Origin of the sequence: Citrobacter sp. Cu096, assembly GCF_030332285.1 — a bacterium.
In the GTDB taxonomy this organism is placed as follows: Bacteria; Pseudomonadota; Gammaproteobacteria; order Enterobacterales; family Enterobacteriaceae; genus Citrobacter; species Citrobacter meridianamericanus.
Map to the genome: position 1 here is coordinate 424,047 of NZ_JAOWID010000022.1, position 17,036 is coordinate 441,082.

Sequence of the window (17,036 nt, forward strand, 5' to 3'; positions counted from 1 at the left end):
ATCACATTTAATCACTCCATTACGGTTCAGCATGCTGAACAAAGCATATTTTCCATTATGTAATGTCGATACCATTTATTCCATGAGCAAGGAGGAGCCATTATGGTTCGCAAAGGATGTAATTCATTAGTCCGTGCCGAAAAAATATTAACCCACATTGCATGGGTTGGCATGGCCAGTTATATGGAGTTATTAAATAAATTCCAGTATCCAAAAAGCAGCCTGCTTAATTTATTAAATGTAATGGTGGAATGCGGTTTCTTAATTAAAAACAAAAACGGCTACTATTCACTGGGAATAAAAAACTACGAGTTGGGTTGTCAGGCGTTACACCGCCAAAATATATTTGAGGTGACTAAGCGGCCAATGCAGGAGTTGTCGCTGAAAAGTGGACTGGTTTGTCATCTTGGGGCGATGGAGAGCATTTCAGCTATCTATCTCGACAAGGTCGAAAGTCCGGACTCGGTACCGACGAGCAAAAGCTGGATTGGTAAAAAACTTGAATTGCATATTACTGCGTTAGGTAAGGCGTTATTAGCCTGGAAGACACGAGAAGAACTGGATTATTTTTTAGAGGCACTCACGTTAACCCCGCATACGCACAACACATTTACCGATAAAAAGTTGTTTCTGGAAGAATTACAAAAAACACGACTTCGGGGATGGGCCATAGACAACGAAGAATCAACCTATGGAGCGGTATGTTTAAGTATGCCGGTATTCAATATGTATAACAGGGTTAACTATGCAATCTCTCTTTCTGGCGATCCAGTGGTTTATTCAGGAAATAAAATAGACAGCTATCTGGAATTGCTCCGGAAATGCGCCGGGCAAATATCATATGGGCTGGGATACAGAAACGAAAATGAGCATTTACGAAAAGGAAACTGAGGTAATGAAAAAATTCCGCGGCATTATTCCCCCGGTATCCAGCACGTTTCATCGTGACGGAACCCTTGATAAAACGGCAATGCGCGAAGTTGCCGACTTCCTGATTAATAAAGGGGTCGACGGACTGTTTTACCTGGGTACCGGTGGTGAATTTAGCCAGATGAATACAACCCAGCGCATGGCGCTCGCCGAAGAAGCCGTGGCCGTTGTGGGTGGGCGAGTGCCGGTATTGATTGGCGTCGGTTCGCCCTCCACTGACGAAGCGGTGAAACTTGCGCAACATGCACAAGCCTGCGGCGCTGATGGTATCGTCGCTATCAACCCCTACTACTGGAAAGTCGCACCACGCAATCTTGACGACTATTACCAGCAGATCGCCCGTAGTGTCACTCTGCCGGTGATCCTGTACAACTTTCCGGATCTGACGGGTCAGGACTTAACCCCGGAGACCGTGACACGGCTGGCTCTGCAAAACGAGAATATCGTTGGCATCAAAGACACCATCGACAGCGTTGGTCACTTGCGTACGATGATCAACACAGTTAAGTCGATACGCCCGTCGTTTTCTGTATTCTGCGGTTATGACGACCATTTGCTGAATACGATGCTGCTGGGCGGCGACGGTGCGATAACCGCCAGCGCTAACTTTGCTCCGGAACTCTCCGTCGGCATCTACCGCGCCTGGCGTGAAGGCGATCTGGCTACCGCCGCGACGCTGAATAAAAAACTACTACAACTGCCCGCTATTTACGCCCTGGAAACACCGTTTGTCTCACTGATCAAATACAGCATGCAGTGTGTCGGGTTGCCTGTAGAGACGTATTGCTTGCCACCGATTCTTGAAGCATCAGAAGAAGCAAAAGATAAAGTCCGCGCGCTACTTACCGCGCAGGGCATTTTACCAGTCTGAGGAGAAACTCATGTCTGTTCGCAATATTTTTGCTGACGAGAGTCACGATATCTACACCGTCAGAACGCACGCCGATGGCCCGGACGGCGAACTGCCATTAACCGCAGAGATGCTTATCAATCGCCCGAGCGGGGATCTGTTCGGTATGACCATGAATGCCGGAATGGGCTGGTCTCCGGACGAGCTGGATCGGGACGGTATTTTACTGCTCAGTACACTCGGTGGATTACGCGACGCAGAGGGTAAGCCCGTGGCGCTGGCGCTACACCAGGGGCACTACGAGCTGGATATCCAGATGAAAGCGGCGGCCGAAGTCATTAAAGCCAACCATGCCCTGCCCTATGCCGTGTACGTCTCCGACCCTTGTGACGGACGCACTCAGGGCACAACGGGGATGTTTGATTCGCTACCATACCGTAATGACGCCTCAATGGTGATGCGCCGTCTTATTCGCTCTCTGCCCGGCGCGAAAGCTGTCATTGGCGTGGCGAGTTGTGACAAGGGGCTGCCAGCCACTATGATGGCGCTCGCCGCACAGCACAACATAGCGACGGTGCTGGTGCCCGGTGGCGCGACGCTACCCGCAAAGGACGGAGAAGACAACGGCAAGGTGCAGACTATTGGCGCACGCTTCGCCAATGGCGAATTATCTCTACAGGACGCACGCCGTGCGGGCTGTAAAGCCTGTGCCTCTTCAGGTGGCGGTTGTCAATTTTTAGGCACCGCCGGAACATCTCAGGTGGTGGCCGAAGGATTAGGGCTGGCAATCCCACACTCAGCACTGGCTCCTTCCGGCGAGCCTGTGTGGCAGGAGATCGCCAGAGCTTCTGCACGAGCGGCACTGAACCTGTGTCAAAAAGGCATCACCACCCGGGAAATTCTCACCGATAAAGCGATAGAGAATGCGATGACGGTCCATGCCGCGTTCGGTGGTTCAACAAACCTGTTGTTACACATCCCGGCAATCGCTCACCAGGCAGGTTGCCATATCCCGACCGTTGACGACTGGATCCGCATCAACAAGCGCGTGCCCCGACTGGTGAGCGTACTGCCTAATGGCCCGGTTTATCATCCAACGGTCAATGCCTTCATGGCAGGCGGTGTGCCGGAAGTCATGTTGCATCTGCGAAGCCTCGGGTTGCTGCATGAAGATGTTATGACGGTTACCGGCAGCACGCTGAAGGAAAACCTCGACTGGTGGGAGCACTCCGAACGGCGTCAGCACTTCAAGCAACTCCTTCTCGAGCAGGAACAAATCAACGCTGACGACGTGATCATGTCGCCACAGCAAGCACAAGCGCGCGGGTTGACCTCAACTATCACGTTCCCGGTGGGCAATATTGCGCCAGAAGGATCGGTGATCAAATCCACCGCCATTGATCCCTCGGTGATTGATGAGCGAGGTATCTATTACCATAAAGGTGTGGCGAAGGTTTATCTGTCCGAGAAAAGTGCGATTTACGATATCAAGCATGACAAGATCAAGGCGGGCGATATTCTGGTCATTATCGGCGTTGGACCTTCCGGTACCGGGATGGAAGAAACCTACCAGGTTACCAGTGCCCTGAAGCATCTGTCATACGGTAAGCATGTTTCGTTAATCACCGATGCACGTTTCTCGGGCGTTTCTACTGGCGCATGCATCGGCCATGTGGGGCCAGAAGCACTGGCCGGAGGGCCCATCGGTAAATTACGCACCGGGGATATCATTGAAATTAAAATTGATTGTCGCGAGCTTCACGGCGAAGTCAATTTCCTCGGCACCCGTCGCGATGAACAATTACCTTCACAGGAGGAGGCAACTGCAATATTAAATGCCAGACCCAGCCATCAGGATTTACTTCCCGATCCTGAATTGCCAGATGATACCCGGCTATGGGCAATGCTTCAGGCCGTGAGTGGCGGGACATGGACGGGTTGTATTTATGATGTAAACAAAATTGGCGCGGCTTTGCGCGATTTTATGAATAAAAACTGAAAGCATAAATAAAAACATCCAGACACCTGAATTATCCGGCTACACATCATTCGTTATTTACTCAGTCGGATAATGACGGGTCGCTACCCTGTTATGAGAGGACGTTATGCCACTAATTATCGTTGTGGCAGGGATTGCTTTACTCCTGCTTTTAACCATAAAAATTAAGCTTAATACGTTTGTTTCGTTAATTATTGTATCGATTGCTGTCGCCATCGCCAGTGGTATGGATTTGAGTAAAGTCGTCACCTCAGTCGAATCCGGACTTGGCGGTACGTTGGGACATATTGGCTTGATATTTGGTTTCGGTGTTATGCTCGGTCGCTTGCTGGCCGATGCGGGTGGTGCACAGCGAATAGCGCTGACCATGCTGAATTATTTCGGGAAAAATAAACTTGACTGGGCAGTGGTCTGTTCGGCGTTTATTGTCGGTATTGCACTTTTTTTCGAAGTCGGTTTAATTCTTCTGGTACCTATTTTATTCGCTATTGCCCGTGAAGCAAAAATATCACCGATGTTTATGTGTGTGCCGATGCTTTCCGGTTTGCTGGTCGCGCACGGTTTTTTGCCACCGCACCCCGGCCCGACAGTTATCGCCAGAGAATATGGCGCTGATGTAGGATTGGTACTGATATACGGTATCATTGTCGGCATTCCAACCTTTATTCTTTGCGGCCCGATATTGAATAAATTTTGCCAGCGCATTATTCCAGACGCCTTTAAAAAAGAGGGGAATATTGCCTCTCTCGGCTCGACCCGCCGATTCAGCGAAAGCGAAATGCCTGGCTTTGGGATAAGTTTTCTCACGGCAATGCTGCCGGTGATCCTGATGGCGGTTGTTACCATCATCCAGATGACTCATGCCAAAAGTGCTGCGGATTCAGGCTTATTCTACAACGTGATACTGTTCTTAGGTAACTCGACGATCGCCATGCTGATTTCACTGCTGTTCGCGATCTATACCATGGGCCTGGGGCGCGGGAAAACAATCCCTGACCTGATGGATTCTTGCGGAAAAGCTATCGCGGGTATTGCTGGTCTGCTGCTGATTATCGGTGGTGGTGGTGCATTCAAGCAAGTTCTCATCGATTCTGGCGTCGGTCAGTATATTTCCACCCTGGTTTCGGGTATGGATATTAACCCGATCCTGATGGCCTGGGGCGTGGCCGCATTCCTGCGTATTTGTCTGGGTTCAGCCACCGTCGCGGCGATCTCTACCGCCGGTCTGGTCATCCCACTGTTGGCAGTACATCCCAATACCAACCTGGCCTTGATTACGCTGGCTACCGGTGCCGGATCCTGTATTTGTTCTCACGTTAACGATGCCAGTTTCTGGATGATTAAAGACTTTTTTGGCCTTACCACCAAAGAAACGCTGTTATCCTGGACGCTGATGTCCACACTCTTATCCATCAGTGGGCTGATTTTTATTCTGCTCGCCAGCTTAGTTTTATAATCGGGTTCTCGCCAGTGAGCCAACCTGTCGGTTCACTGGCCCTCATCATTTAGTGAGTGGCGGCAACTGTCTGCGCGGTGACGAATCGCTGACGATCAAAAAGGGGCGATATTGAACCGTTTATTGTGCTGAAGGAGTGTACTCCCAGTAATACTGATAAAGCCGGAGCATGCCTCCGGCTTTTTTACCAACCGTTATGCAATTAAGGGATACAGCCTAGAAAATTATCTGGATAAACATCGGGCAATAACTGAAATTTTCTGAATACCGCGGTGTAAGGTAACTAAGTCACTACATATGAATAATAGGGCATAACTTAATTTTACTGCTTATGGTCGAATGGCCTGATACCCATGAGGTAAAGCAGTAATTTATCAGACATGAAAAGCAAACTCAGAATATTTTTAATATGTTACAATTGATTACGCAGTACAAAATCACTCGATCTTTATTGGTTCATAACTTTAAATGAAGAGCAGTAACCGACTGATTAATCGGTAACAATGAATAGTTCTAAAACACTACAGAAAATGACAACGGCAGAATATGACCAGCACATAACAGGGAGGGATGCTCAAAACTTCATGGAACTAATATTTGTCTGTTCACATATGTTCATTATGCTTTAAAAAAGGGAACAATGTAAGATAAAATAGTACGAGAGAAAATGCCCAGCGTAAATTCCGTTATTGCAGATATGTTTTTCGCCCCCTCATAATGAGAGGGCATCATATTTATATTTTTTAAAGGTAAGTCAGTAAAACTATTCATATGAAATTACAAATGTACCCGAGGCTCTAAGATTTCCTGGTTTGTAGTCATTCCTTCGTTTTATATAAAATGCAGTGATAGGAATTGATATTTGCGACGGATTATATATTTCAATCCCTGCTTGATTCTTCCCCTTCCAATAAACAGGTTGTTTATTTCCAAACTGATCCTTATAGATAAAAATAAATCCTAAACCACTATCTTCACCATTTTCATTTTTTGCTATAAGAGAAGTACTGTCGGAAGATATAGCACTTGAAAAAAATTCAAACTTAACCTTTTGAACAGATGAGCATACGGCATTAAGAGTATTACTACTAGATGCAGTATTTAATATAACACCCAACGGAGTATCAAGAAAGTCACTACTTGATATTACAGGTAGTGAAAAGTTTAAATCTTTAGTATTTAGTACACAAGCTGGAGCTTCTACTCTTCCTTTTAAAATAAAATTATAACTATTTGTGTATATTACTGATCCTGATGAGTCTACGCGACGAACATTCATTGAAAATAAAGACTGAGAAATGTTTGTCATTCCTAAATTAACATTGGAGGTATTTAGTAAAGATATAATCATATTAATTTTTGTATTTACATTTGGTTTACTTAATCCGCCTGAATTTTCAAAAGTATATGAAGCAGAAAAAGGTGTGCTACTAATTCTAATTAGGTTCGGACCTGTTATAGATACCCCTGGTGCACCTGAGACATTATTTATAGTTGGTGCGCTTAATGAATAGTAAATAGTCGTACGCTTACACTCTGTATAAGAGTTGCATACTTTTGGTAAAGTTATCATTTGAGAGTGAAAAGGTTCAGTATCACTGATTATTTTATCTGGTGCCACTGACACATCATTAAAGTCAATGATAATCTCCTCTGCATAAATGTAGCCAGAATAAATCAATATGATAATTACTTTAAAAAAACATTTAAGCATGTTTATGGTCCTATTGATAGCAGATGGCATTTACCACAGTAATTGGAGATGTACTTTCTGGCAAACTATACTTGGCTAAACATCTTTTGTCAGCAGTTCTTCCCCAACTCACATTCAAAACCCCCTTCATAGGCAAGCCAGCTAAGTAAACTTGTCCATTCTCAGAAGCAATTCCGGTTTGAATATTATCATCATCTTTTAACGTTACAATGGAACCAAATGGAACCGCTTTGTTATTTAATGAAATAGATATTAACGCTCTGTTTCCTATCGATGTTTTATACTGTGAGAGAACCACGGCTCCTTTTGTTGGTATAACGGATTTATCTGCACTGATTATCTCAACATTATCAGGAATGCTATTCACATCCAATGATATGGTGTTTTTTGAATAAGGCATTAAATTAGTAATAACGCCTAATCCGAATCTATTGGTCTTCGCATAACTATTACCGTTAAACTGAATACCTTCTGCATTAGGTGTTCTTATTAGAGCATTCCCTCCTGAAAAGGAAAGCGGTGTAGACATAGCAACCCCATACCTTGAAATTAGTAAACCGCCACGTCCATTGGCACTAATCTGTCTACTGTTTTTGCTCGAACTATAGCTTCCTCCAATATCTCCCATTGAACTATGGTAATTGGTATTAAAGCCAAAAGCATTATTTGAATGATTTCCTTTACTTCCATAAAGTGAATAACTTAAATTATTATGCTGAAACATCGATCCACTTATGCCTATTTGGTTTTGTGTTTTCCCAGAACTGTTTGCCATCATATAATTTGCTGAAGCATTACCATTTTTTAAAGGAACGGATAGCATTAAAGAAATGTTGTTTTCTTTTTTATTAGAGTATATACTTTTTGAAGTTCCGGCGGCTAAATTCATAAATACAGTCCCAATTAATAAATTATACCCAACTTGAAAATTTTGGCTTGGAAGTGAACTCCCCCAATAACTATCCTGACTTCCTGATAATGTTAATGAACCATATGAATTGAGATTTTGTGAAATTGATATTGAAATTCTTGATTTTATATGGGTATCGTTTATCGGATTTATCTTTGACAGGTTTTGTGTCTCACTAAAATTATAAAAATCATGTGAGTTATATTTCACCCCAGTAACATTTATATTAGTATCAGTTTGCTCAAAGTTTCTAGAGTAATTAATACGTAAAGATTGTCCTTTTTTATTATCAAAATTACCATATTTATCTAAAATTCTTGCATTTGCCTGCGTTATGTCAAAAGATATTGCCCCTAAAGTTTCTAAATATTTAGCTATACCTAACAATTGTGCATTATAATCTTTTGATAGTTGAAATCCGCCATATAGCGTTTCTGTTCCAAACCCCCACCCAAGAGTTGTTTGAATTATTGGGGATTCTCTAAACATTGATTTATCATCTGCACGATATTTCCCTATTGCTAATGAATACCGTGCCCTACCTTTGCGCAATAGCATTGGGACCGAAGCCGCCACCTGATTGTAAGTCTGAACCTTGCCATCTGAACCTCTGATTTCAACTTTTAGATCACTACCGCTTATCGCTTGAGGAATATCATTAAATTCAAATGGGCCAGTTTCAACATTCTTTCGGAAAATTACATTGTTATTTTGTTTAACTGTTACAACAGATGGTGACGATGCTATGCCTCTAATTATTGGTGAATATGATGTCATGTATGGTGCCAACATTGAATCATTTGAAGCTAGCTGTAGTCCAGATAATGGGAAGCTATCAAAAATGACACCATCACTATTGGCCTGGCCTAAAGTTAATTCACCACCTTGTAATACCGAATAATCTTTTTGTAAATATGTATTTAATATTTTAAATTGTTGTTTTCCTCGGCTCTGCTTACTCCAACTAAAATCCCGACGAAACCTCCATGCGTTGATATTAACACCTGAATTTATTCCAATAAAACTCGATGTGTAATATTTATTGTTATTCTTTTGATTGTTTGTATTATAGTCATAATTCAACAAAATGGAATTAATGCCTTCATTCCATTTGTCTGGCACTGTATTATAGATTCCTGGTTGTTTTAAATATATTTGAGGAATTGAGATGTCTAATCTCATTTTCTTATGATCAAATTTCACTCTTGCATCAGGAATAATTGATTCAATTTTCTCGCATTCATCTAAACATTGTTGTTTCCCTAAAAAATAAATATCAATCCCCCATGAGGAAAGCATTTCCTTAGTAATGTAAGGGTATACCTCTCCGGATTTTTCTTTACTTTCTATAAATTTTATATTCTCAGAAGTGATATTTTCATTGTTGATGACAATGTCGACTTTGTATGTACCAGGCAACACACCAGAACCATCTTGCGAGAAGTATTTTAAATTAATATCCTTCGAACTTTTACCATCAGAGTAAAATAACAAATCATTATCAAACTCCATATCTGAGTATGCCAGAGATGAGTGATATTTGAATATTAAAATAATTGCAATTGCAATTTTTTTCTTATGCATTGATATAACCACAACTTAAAAATTTAATTTTTTTTCTGATGTCAATCCACCAAAATCATTTATGGCTTTAAATTTTACGCTATTGCAATTTTTCACACATTTCAAATATTCACTTCCAAATGGAGATAACATTAACCCTTCATAACCTTCATTTTTATTATTGCCTATTTCTATTTGTGTTAATGTTATATAATACGGAGTTGGATTTTTTAATGTAAATCCTTTAGGTTCTTTTTTTACTGAGATTTTATTGAAGGCTTCATTAGCGTTGCTCTGAGAGTTTATTGATTCAGGCCTATAAAACATTTTTATTTTATTGTTTATTGAAAATTGAATTTTTGTACTATCTGTAGATTTTTTATCAACCGGTGGAATAATCATTGCATTTATATAAAAAAGAGATTCTTTATTTTTTGGCAGGGCATCTGACAACCTGTTTATTTTTAAGTTTATGGTATTTTGTGGATCTAACCTATATAAAGGTGGTGTAATGATAAAATCATTGTTTTTTTCATCATCAGAATCACCTAAAGATACCCAAGAACGAACAAGCCAAGTTCCATTTTTACTAGAGTTTGTCACTGATAAAGATTCAGATGTTGCTGATGAAGGAAAAATAACTCGAGTGCTTCCAAGGTAAACACCACCATCATTAGCAAATGAAAATATTGTTGGTATTAATAAAAGAAGGAATAAGTATTTCATATATCTCTCTATCGGCAAAGGTTTTACCTCCTTTGCCGAATTGCCTTATTGTGCTATAAAATTTATTGGTATGCTAATGTATAATTAATGGTTCCTGCTAGAGGACCAGTCAGTCCTGACAGTGATCCGCTACCACGAACCAATTCAATATTCAATGGAACGACCTTATCTGCGGTATTAGCACCTGTTACAGCAACTAAGTTTGCAGCGCTTGTTACATTACCATTCAAATCAAGAAGTTTACTGTTATCTTGAGTGTATGTGCGATAATAAATTGTTGTCGTATCCTTCCCTGCGATTGTCAACGCACCTTTATTAGCAGAACCAGCAACTAATTTATTTGCAGTTAATCCGAATTTAATCGTTCCTGCTGGGCAGTCACCAAATGTAAAATTAACTTTCTGAGCAGCACCTTTAATAAATGAGTTTGGGTTTGTAGTTTTAACTACGTTAGCTTCTACATTACCAAAGTTGAAGGTGGTTTTATCTAAATCAACCGAGCATGTTGCAACTTTAAGCTGACCACTAATTGTGAGAGTTCCTGTGTTCCCAACAATTGGCGTCGTAGCAGCAAGGCATGAGGTAGTAAAAACAGAACCAATAACCACAGCAAAAATTGTTTTCTTTAAGGATGTCTTCATTTAAATACCTATAAAATGAAATATTATTTGAACTATTAATGTTGATACAAGCACATGTAACAACTGACTTCATTAAATCATTATGGATGCTGACTTTTCAAGTTGAATAAAAGCGCCAGTAATAAGTCTAATGTTTATATTCGAGATTTTATTTGCGTATTTATATCTAATACTTTCACTTCAAGATAGTTTACAAAGATGATGATTTTATTTTTCAGGCTGTTTTTGATATTTTTACAATATTACAAATTTGAAAAAATCCGATTATTATGTTTTTGGACCTTATATTGGCATCAATGATTTTGAAAACCAATTCAATTATCTTGTTTGTTACTTTTATTCTAGGTAAAATGAACCGTCAGATGCACCTAAGCTATTGTGTATTTAATGATTTTGAAATTATCACTCAATAATGAGTTTGTTTCTCAACTGTGATTCCAATCCGCTTAATCTTCCAAGAGGAAAGGATTTTTACATTAAAATGCAAATTCGCCAGCGGGATTCATTGGGAATGTTAAGATTGGTTGCACTGATCGAGCCGCCAGACGGTATCTCAGATACCTTAAGCTGCCAGGCAGAAAAACAAGCTATAGAACAGTTACACGTAAACCTTCATGAACTGAATCGTCATAGGTTTAACAGACACCTCAGAGTCATTTATGGACTGACCCCGCCACGCTAGACGATCCTGCCCTATAGTTTGAGCATAGGGTAAGTATATGTGCACACTACAAGACGGCGAGGTCATCGTACATATCGATAGTAACAATGCAATGTCAGTTTTTATCATCACTCAGTTTGCCGTTTAACCGGATTGGTGTGATTACTGATGCAGTGAAGACCTTCCCGCATCCTGACTCACGCAGCGATCGACATTTTGTGTCCTGCCCTGGACTCGTCGGTTGCCGGAAGCATCTTCATGCGAGGCATCTCCTCACCGGTGCGCGTGACCCAAGAAGGACCTGACGGCTTGTTTCTTTAAGTTATCTGTCAGGAGATTCAATTCTGTTTCCTCACAAGAGCTCTGTCATGGCTGATAAAGTTACCGAAGCTGCCATTATGGTTGGCATGGATACACATAAAGATCTGCATGTTGTTGCTGTCGTTGATCAGAACAATAAAGTTCTGGGGACCCAGTATTTATCCACAACACGGCAAGGTGACCGGCAGATGCTGGCATGGATGACCTCATTTGAGGTGTTAAAGCGAATTGGCGTTGAATATACCGGTACCTATGGTTCCGGGCTGCTTCGCTATTTTCAGAACGCCGGGTTGGAAGTTCTTGAGGTGACTGCGCCAGATCGGATGGAGCGACGCAAGCGGGGTAAAAGTGACACGATTGATGCTGGGTGTGCTGCTCATGTAGCATTTTCGGGTATCAGGATTGTCACCCCAAAAACACGTGATGCCATGATTGAATCTCTCAGGGTGTTAAAAACTTGGCGAAAAACAGCGATATCAGCCCGCGGAGTCGCTCCCCAGATTATCCATTCCAATATTATCTCTACACAGGATGAATCACGTGAACAGCTCAGAAATATGACGCGTATGCAACTCATCAGGACTCTGAGATCCAGTCGGCCTGATGCCAGTGAATACCACAACGTTACAAACATTTATCGCATTGCATTAAAGTCCCAGGCATGGCGCTATCTCGAATTACATGATCAAATCGCTGATCTGGATGCCCTGATTGCAGCGATTGTCGACGAGCTGGCACCTGAACAGATCAAACGTAATGCTGTTGGGTATGAAAGCGCTTCACAGTTGTGATCACTGCCGGAAATAATCCCCAACGACTAAGCTCTGAATCATGATTTGCAACACTGTGTGGTGTTAGCCCTGTTCCTGTATCTTCTGGAAAAACGAATCGCTACCGACTTAACCGGGGCGGAGATCGTGCTGCGAATAGTGCACTTCATATCATCGCCATCGGGTGTTTAAGAACAGACGCAAAAACTAAAGAATACGTCACCCGGCGAGTAGCCGAAGGACATACAAAAATGGATGCAATACGCTGTCTTAAGCGATATATCTCACTTAAGGTTTATACACTACTACGAAATCAAAACAGGCAGGTCAACAGCATCCCGATAATGGCTTGACTCTTAGAAGGACGTTCAGGGTAGCCAGTATAGCAGCGGCGACTAGCAGCGCTTCTGTCGGTCCAATAACCTAGCACCTAGCATGAACCTCCGTGGCAACTGCCAAGATAATGCGGTTGCTGAATCGTTCTTCAGCTCACTGAAAAATGAACGCATCAGGAAGAGGATATACAAAACCAGGACTCTGGCTCGGACGGATATCTTCGTTACGATAAAAATTATTTTCAGTAGTAATTCGGGTAGTTAATCCACCTAACATAGTGACTTTTTTAATAAACTCTAATGGAGGAGTGTTTATAAGGATATTGTTCTTGATCTGTTCTCGAGAAAACCAGTGGGCTCCATAATATCATTCATTCCAGACAGCTGACTAACACAAATTAAGTTAACCTATTGTTTGTAAATTCAGAGTAGGTAGTCTGTTTTTGGATGATATGAAGTAAGTGAAAATACAGAAGAAAAAATCAATAAAAGCTATCACCATATAGAGTTAGGAGTTTTTAATAAAAAAACAAAAGACTTGACAGTCTTATGCAACAAAGAAAGGCAGAACAACAGTACTAACAAAAGTGTTATATCAAGAAGCCAAACGCCATGACTTAACCAGGTCTTTATTTTATATGATTGCGTCTATTATTGTCTTTTTACTGTAGGATTTTACTTTTAAAATATAAGAATAATATATCAATTAACTTTATTTGTTATTATTGTTTAGTTCAGTTAATAATACGTATACTTCTCATAAGACACTTAATTTAGTAATCACGATAATTTTACAAGGTGTAAAATGGTTAATCATGAAAATTTATTCATAAAGCAAGTCTCAACTGGAATTTATGATGAAAAAATCAGAAACTTAGAAATATCTTTGCCTTTTTGTCTTTTGCTATATACAAAAGATAAACCTTTTTATATATCATTTGACGGTGTAATTCATTTAATTACTAAAGATTCAGCTGTTTTTATAAACAAGTCAATACCATTCTCAGTGTTGCTTAATTGGGGGAGGTTAGAAAATGGTTTAGCCAGGACTGATATTGTTTCTTTAAAAATACCTCAGCAAGCAATTAGTGAGTATATTCGTGACTATTTACAAGAAGATCTACTTGAAGCAAAAAAAGCATCAATGGATGATTATGTTTTGATAAATTTAAATGATAAAATATCAGAGGACTTTAAAATAATTGACTCACTAATAAACAGCTTTCATGTTACCTCCACAGGAGATGTTATTTACGACGATGTTGACAAGGCAAAATATATGCTCATTCTATCGTTAATACAAAAAACATCACCTAAACTAGAGGGGATAATATTGTCATGTTCATCGCTTACAATATCTGAAAAAGTTTCTAATCTTGTCATGAGTGATTATAGTAAAAACTGGACAAGTAAGGAAATAGCAAAAACATTAAACATGAGTGTATCCACACTCAAAAAGAAAATGTATCAGGATGTTGGTGCTGTTAATCACTTTATCACAAAGGTAAAAATGATAGAGGCTCTTAGGCAATTAAGACGAACGAACTTACCAATAAACATTATAGCGATGTCCCTAGGTTATACATCAGCATCTTATTTCACAAGTGTTTTTAAGAAACATTTAAATATATTTCCTTCGGACGTAAAAAAACAAGATAATAATTTAGATTAAATAGAGACTTATTTTCAACAACATAAAACCATCATGAAGATTTATTTAATGCTGATTAATTCAACTATCTAATTGTGGTAAGTAATTATGGAGTAGAAAAACAATTGATTTGTTGTTTCTTTCAATATTTTTATGAAGACGCATTTAATTTATTGTTTTCTCACTCGCATCAAATACATCAGTAACTTATTATAAAAAACCAATGATAAATCGCGATTTAGAGGTATATTTGAAGAAATTAATTTTCATTATTAATCCCTTGTTTAACTTGGATTAGTTGATATATAACTTAAAGACATTAAGAGGGTAACTGTATCTGTTAAGATGATGACATTGCGATTGTCATAAGTGCTGATAATACAGCAGAACAGGCTCCAATAGTGCAGTGTGATATAGGGAATATATCCTTAATGACTGCTTCACGGAAAAATTTGGATTGGCAGGCAATCCCTATTATTATATTATTGATTCTGAAGGCACTGGCTTTGTTGCTATACAACGCCAGTGCTTTATAGTGCTTTTCCAGATCGGACCGGGTGGTTTCAAAGTAAGTGAAGGTTGATTCCGATTTCACAAATTCGAGTTGTATCGTCAACGTAGACCAGATCAGTATAAGCGGGAGCGCGGTTCTCAACCAATAGTGGTTACTACAATCTGGATCAGTTCATCGCAGCAGGCACGGCGATAGCGTGGCTGCTGAATTTTTGGTGCTCGTTACTTGCGGGGCCCCATAGACCGACTTTAACTATAAGTGACCGGACAATCCAGATACTGCCAGATATGAAGATCTTTTCTCAGAAAATGATGATTTTCTTTGTCTTCAAAAGGATAAAGATTATATGGTGTCAGCTTTTTAGAATTTATGCTGGACCAGCCAAGTAAACATAGCCTGCAAATTCTCATCATTATCCAGAAGATGGTGAACATCGAAATCATCAATATGTCTTTCCGGGATATGATATGTCATTCATATAATATGCCATATTTATTTTTTGATGTGATGCAGAAAGTTAAGTCACGGCATTTATATTTTATTACTTATGTTTTTAAGAAATCTACAAGGAGTAACTCCATAAAAACACTTAAAGACAGATATGAAATATGATGGATTATGGTAACCACATAGTTCTGATATTTGATTTATATTCAGTTCACTAGTCCGCAAGAGCTTCGCTGCATGATGCATTCTACAATTAGTTAATATTTTACCATAACTGACTTTCTCAGATTTTAACTTCTTCTTTAAAATACTACTGCTTAAATATAGTGACTTTGCAACTATATTTAAATTCCATTCAAACTTCAAATCACTATTCAGTAGTTGGCGAACTCTATCACTTACACGTATTCGATTTATATCTATCAAATATAATAGGAATTCAGAATTAGTAAGAAAATTAGATAATAATGTAAAAAGGAGAAAGCGCATGCGCTGTGATTCACAAAAGTCAACTATTTCTGCTGAACTGTATTGCGACGCAGTCTTGAATATTTCTGGTGTTCGATTATAACAAACGAACACTGGTGGCAAAGGAGGCTTATTCACTCTATGTTTAAAGCCAATAGAATCGCACTTGATTGAGTTTAGATAATCTACAATCACATCATGACCAATGTGAGTAACAAGTTTTGTATTTAATGATGAAAATTCTACATGCTCCCTTCCTGACAGAAATACCAGATGCCCCTCAGGTATCGTTATAGGCTGTAAATCATTGACTCTTACTTTAGTTGATTCCTCAGTTAATACTATCGCACACGTTTTTTTTGTATAAAAAATCATTTTCTAATCCAACTTGTTATTTGCTTTTAAATTATTAAAACTGAAGTTGAATGTCTTAACAACAATGTAATTAATGAATAAAACATCAACAAGCATAGTTCGTAAATTAAATTACATTTCAATCAACTCTTGTTGATAATAATAAAACAATAAAAACAATGTGTTTCAACATGTAGTTATCATACCATGATTTTTTTTGAAAAATGTAAATATCAGATAAATATACTGCAATTAATAGCAATAGAATAAACTACCTAATTCTTAAATTTAAATAACTAAAAGTGGTATAAATCATGTCTTAATATAATAAGGTAAATGCATTTTAGACTGGTCACGTAAATCACCAGACACTTCGCCTCTCTAAAAATAAGAGAGGGACTTAGCTTTATATTAAACATCAGTCAAAATGATTAGACGGTTGAAGTGTTATCATGACCTGAGCGGCGTCGACTCTATACACTGAATAAAAAAACAGCCATTATTCAGTAGATTATGGCGCCCGATATGACGGTGTCTCAAGTAACCCATCTGTATGGTATCAATGCTAGCTAAATCTTCAAATGACGCAGGCAGTATTAGGGCGGATCTCTGACCGCCGTTGCATCGAGCGAAGAGGTTGTACCCACCTATGAACTTGCTGCGACCAATAAGTAAATCCGCGAGCCCCAGCGTCTTCTGGGCAAAAAGACAGTAGAAGCTAAGCCT

10 protein-coding genes and 3 pseudogenes are annotated in these 17,036 nt (G+C 39.8%); 7 read left to right on the top strand and 6 right to left on the bottom strand.

Going from position 1 to position 17,036, the window contains the following annotated elements; all coding sequences use genetic code 11:
* Positions 1 to 102 precede the first annotated feature (102 nt).
* The 4 genes from OGX99_RS08700 to OGX99_RS08715 all read left to right on the top strand — a co-directional run bounded on the left by OGX99_RS08700 (position 103) and on the right by OGX99_RS08715 (position 5,235).
* Positions 103 to 891, top strand: coding sequence for an IclR family transcriptional regulator (locus tag OGX99_RS08700; RefSeq protein WP_151218510.1), 789 nt, complete (start codon positions 103 to 105; stop codon positions 889 to 891).
* A 4-nt stretch (positions 892 to 895) separates the two neighbouring features.
* Positions 896 to 1,801: a dihydrodipicolinate synthase family protein gene (locus OGX99_RS08705; RefSeq protein WP_151224192.1), complete on the top strand. Its 906-nt coding sequence runs from the start codon at positions 896 to 898 to the stop codon at positions 1,799 to 1,801.
* 10 nt (positions 1,802 to 1,811) lie between these two features.
* The gene (gene yjhG / locus OGX99_RS08710; RefSeq protein ID WP_151218508.1) at positions 1,812 to 3,779 is read left to right on the top strand and encodes a xylonate dehydratase YjhG; all 1,968 of its coding nucleotides are present in this window, start codon (positions 1,812 to 1,814) and stop codon (positions 3,777 to 3,779) included.
* A 106-nt stretch (positions 3,780 to 3,885) separates the two neighbouring features.
* Positions 3,886 to 5,235 (top strand): GntP family permease, encoded by a 1,350-nt coding sequence (locus OGX99_RS08715; protein WP_187252982.1) that lies wholly within the window; start codon positions 3,886 to 3,888, stop codon positions 5,233 to 5,235.
* Positions 5,236 to 5,998: 763 nt separating this feature from the next.
* Here OGX99_RS08715 and OGX99_RS08720 read toward each other — a convergent pair.
* The 4 genes from OGX99_RS08720 to OGX99_RS08735 all read right to left on the bottom strand — a co-directional run bounded on the left by OGX99_RS08720 (position 5,999) and on the right by OGX99_RS08735 (position 10,789).
* On the bottom strand, positions 5,999 to 6,949 hold the full coding sequence (locus OGX99_RS08720; RefSeq protein ID WP_286543208.1) for a fimbrial protein: 951 nt from the start codon (positions 6,947 to 6,949) through the stop codon (positions 5,999 to 6,001).
* Positions 6,950 to 6,959: 10 nt separating this feature from the next.
* Positions 6,960 to 9,443 (bottom strand): fimbria/pilus outer membrane usher protein, encoded by a 2,484-nt coding sequence (locus OGX99_RS08725; RefSeq protein ID WP_286543210.1) that lies wholly within the window; start codon positions 9,441 to 9,443, stop codon positions 6,960 to 6,962.
* Between the two features lie 15 nt (positions 9,444 to 9,458).
* Complete coding sequence (locus tag OGX99_RS08730) at positions 9,459 to 10,148, bottom strand: fimbrial biogenesis chaperone (protein ID WP_286543212.1); 690 nt, start codon at positions 10,146 to 10,148, stop codon at positions 9,459 to 9,461.
* Positions 10,149 to 10,210: 62 nt separating this feature from the next.
* A complete protein-coding gene (locus OGX99_RS08735; RefSeq protein WP_151224186.1) occupies positions 10,211 to 10,789 on the bottom strand; it encodes a fimbrial protein in 579 nt (192 codons plus the stop codon).
* Between the two features lie 1,029 nt (positions 10,790 to 11,818).
* Between OGX99_RS08735 and OGX99_RS08740 the strand changes: the two are divergent.
* The 3 genes and pseudogenes from OGX99_RS08740 (at position 11,819) to OGX99_RS08750 (ending at position 14,548) form a co-directional block, all read left to right on the top strand.
* A pseudogene (locus OGX99_RS08740) lies at positions 11,819 to 12,894 on the top strand (IS110 family RNA-guided transposase).
* 16 nt (positions 12,895 to 12,910) lie between these two features.
* Positions 12,911 to 13,123: pseudogene (locus OGX99_RS08745) on the top strand (IS3 family transposase); the annotation flags it as partial.
* 558 nt (positions 13,124 to 13,681) lie between these two features.
* Positions 13,682 to 14,548 carry a helix-turn-helix transcriptional regulator gene (locus tag OGX99_RS08750; protein ID WP_286543215.1) on the top strand — a complete coding sequence of 289 codons (867 nt, stop codon included), beginning with the start codon at positions 13,682 to 13,684 and terminating at the stop codon, positions 14,546 to 14,548.
* Between the two features lie 460 nt (positions 14,549 to 15,008).
* Here the strand turns inward: OGX99_RS08750 and OGX99_RS08755 are convergent.
* Both OGX99_RS08755 and OGX99_RS23775 read right to left on the bottom strand, forming a co-directional pair.
* Positions 15,009 to 15,309: pseudogene (locus tag OGX99_RS08755) on the bottom strand (ISNCY family transposase); the annotation flags it as partial.
* A 263-nt stretch (positions 15,310 to 15,572) separates the two neighbouring features.
* Positions 15,573 to 16,331, bottom strand: a complete 759-nt coding sequence (locus OGX99_RS23775) for a helix-turn-helix domain-containing protein (RefSeq protein WP_353655334.1) — start codon at positions 16,329 to 16,331, stop codon at positions 15,573 to 15,575.
* Positions 16,332 to 17,036 lie beyond the last annotated feature (705 nt).

Excerpts from the sequence above, each read along its gene's own strand:
- OGX99_RS08720 (WP_286543208.1), bottom strand. The coding sequence starts at position 6,949 with ATGCTTAAATGTTTTTTTAAAGTAATTATCATATTGATTTATTCTGGC.
- OGX99_RS23775 (WP_353655334.1), bottom strand. The coding sequence starts at position 16,331 with ATGATTTTTTATACAAAAAAAACGTGTGCGATAGTATTAACTGAGGAA.
- OGX99_RS08715 (WP_187252982.1), top strand. The coding sequence starts at position 3,886 with ATGCCACTAATTATCGTTGTGGCAGGGATTGCTTTACTCCTGCTTTTA.
- OGX99_RS08750 (WP_286543215.1), top strand. The coding sequence starts at position 13,682 with ATGGTTAATCATGAAAATTTATTCATAAAGCAAGTCTCAACTGGAATT.
- OGX99_RS08705 (WP_151224192.1), top strand. The coding sequence starts at position 896 with ATGAAAAAATTCCGCGGCATTATTCCCCCGGTATCCAGCACGTTTCAT.
- OGX99_RS08730 (WP_286543212.1), bottom strand. The coding sequence starts at position 10,148 with ATGAAATACTTATTCCTTCTTTTATTAATACCAACAATATTTTCATTT.
- OGX99_RS08700 (WP_151218510.1), top strand. The coding sequence starts at position 103 with ATGGTTCGCAAAGGATGTAATTCATTAGTCCGTGCCGAAAAAATATTA.
- OGX99_RS08735 (WP_151224186.1), bottom strand. The coding sequence starts at position 10,789 with ATGAAGACATCCTTAAAGAAAACAATTTTTGCTGTGGTTATTGGTTCT.
- yjhG (WP_151218508.1), top strand. The coding sequence starts at position 1,812 with ATGTCTGTTCGCAATATTTTTGCTGACGAGAGTCACGATATCTACACC.
- OGX99_RS08725 (WP_286543210.1), bottom strand. The coding sequence starts at position 9,443 with ATGCATAAGAAAAAAATTGCAATTGCAATTATTTTAATATTCAAATAT.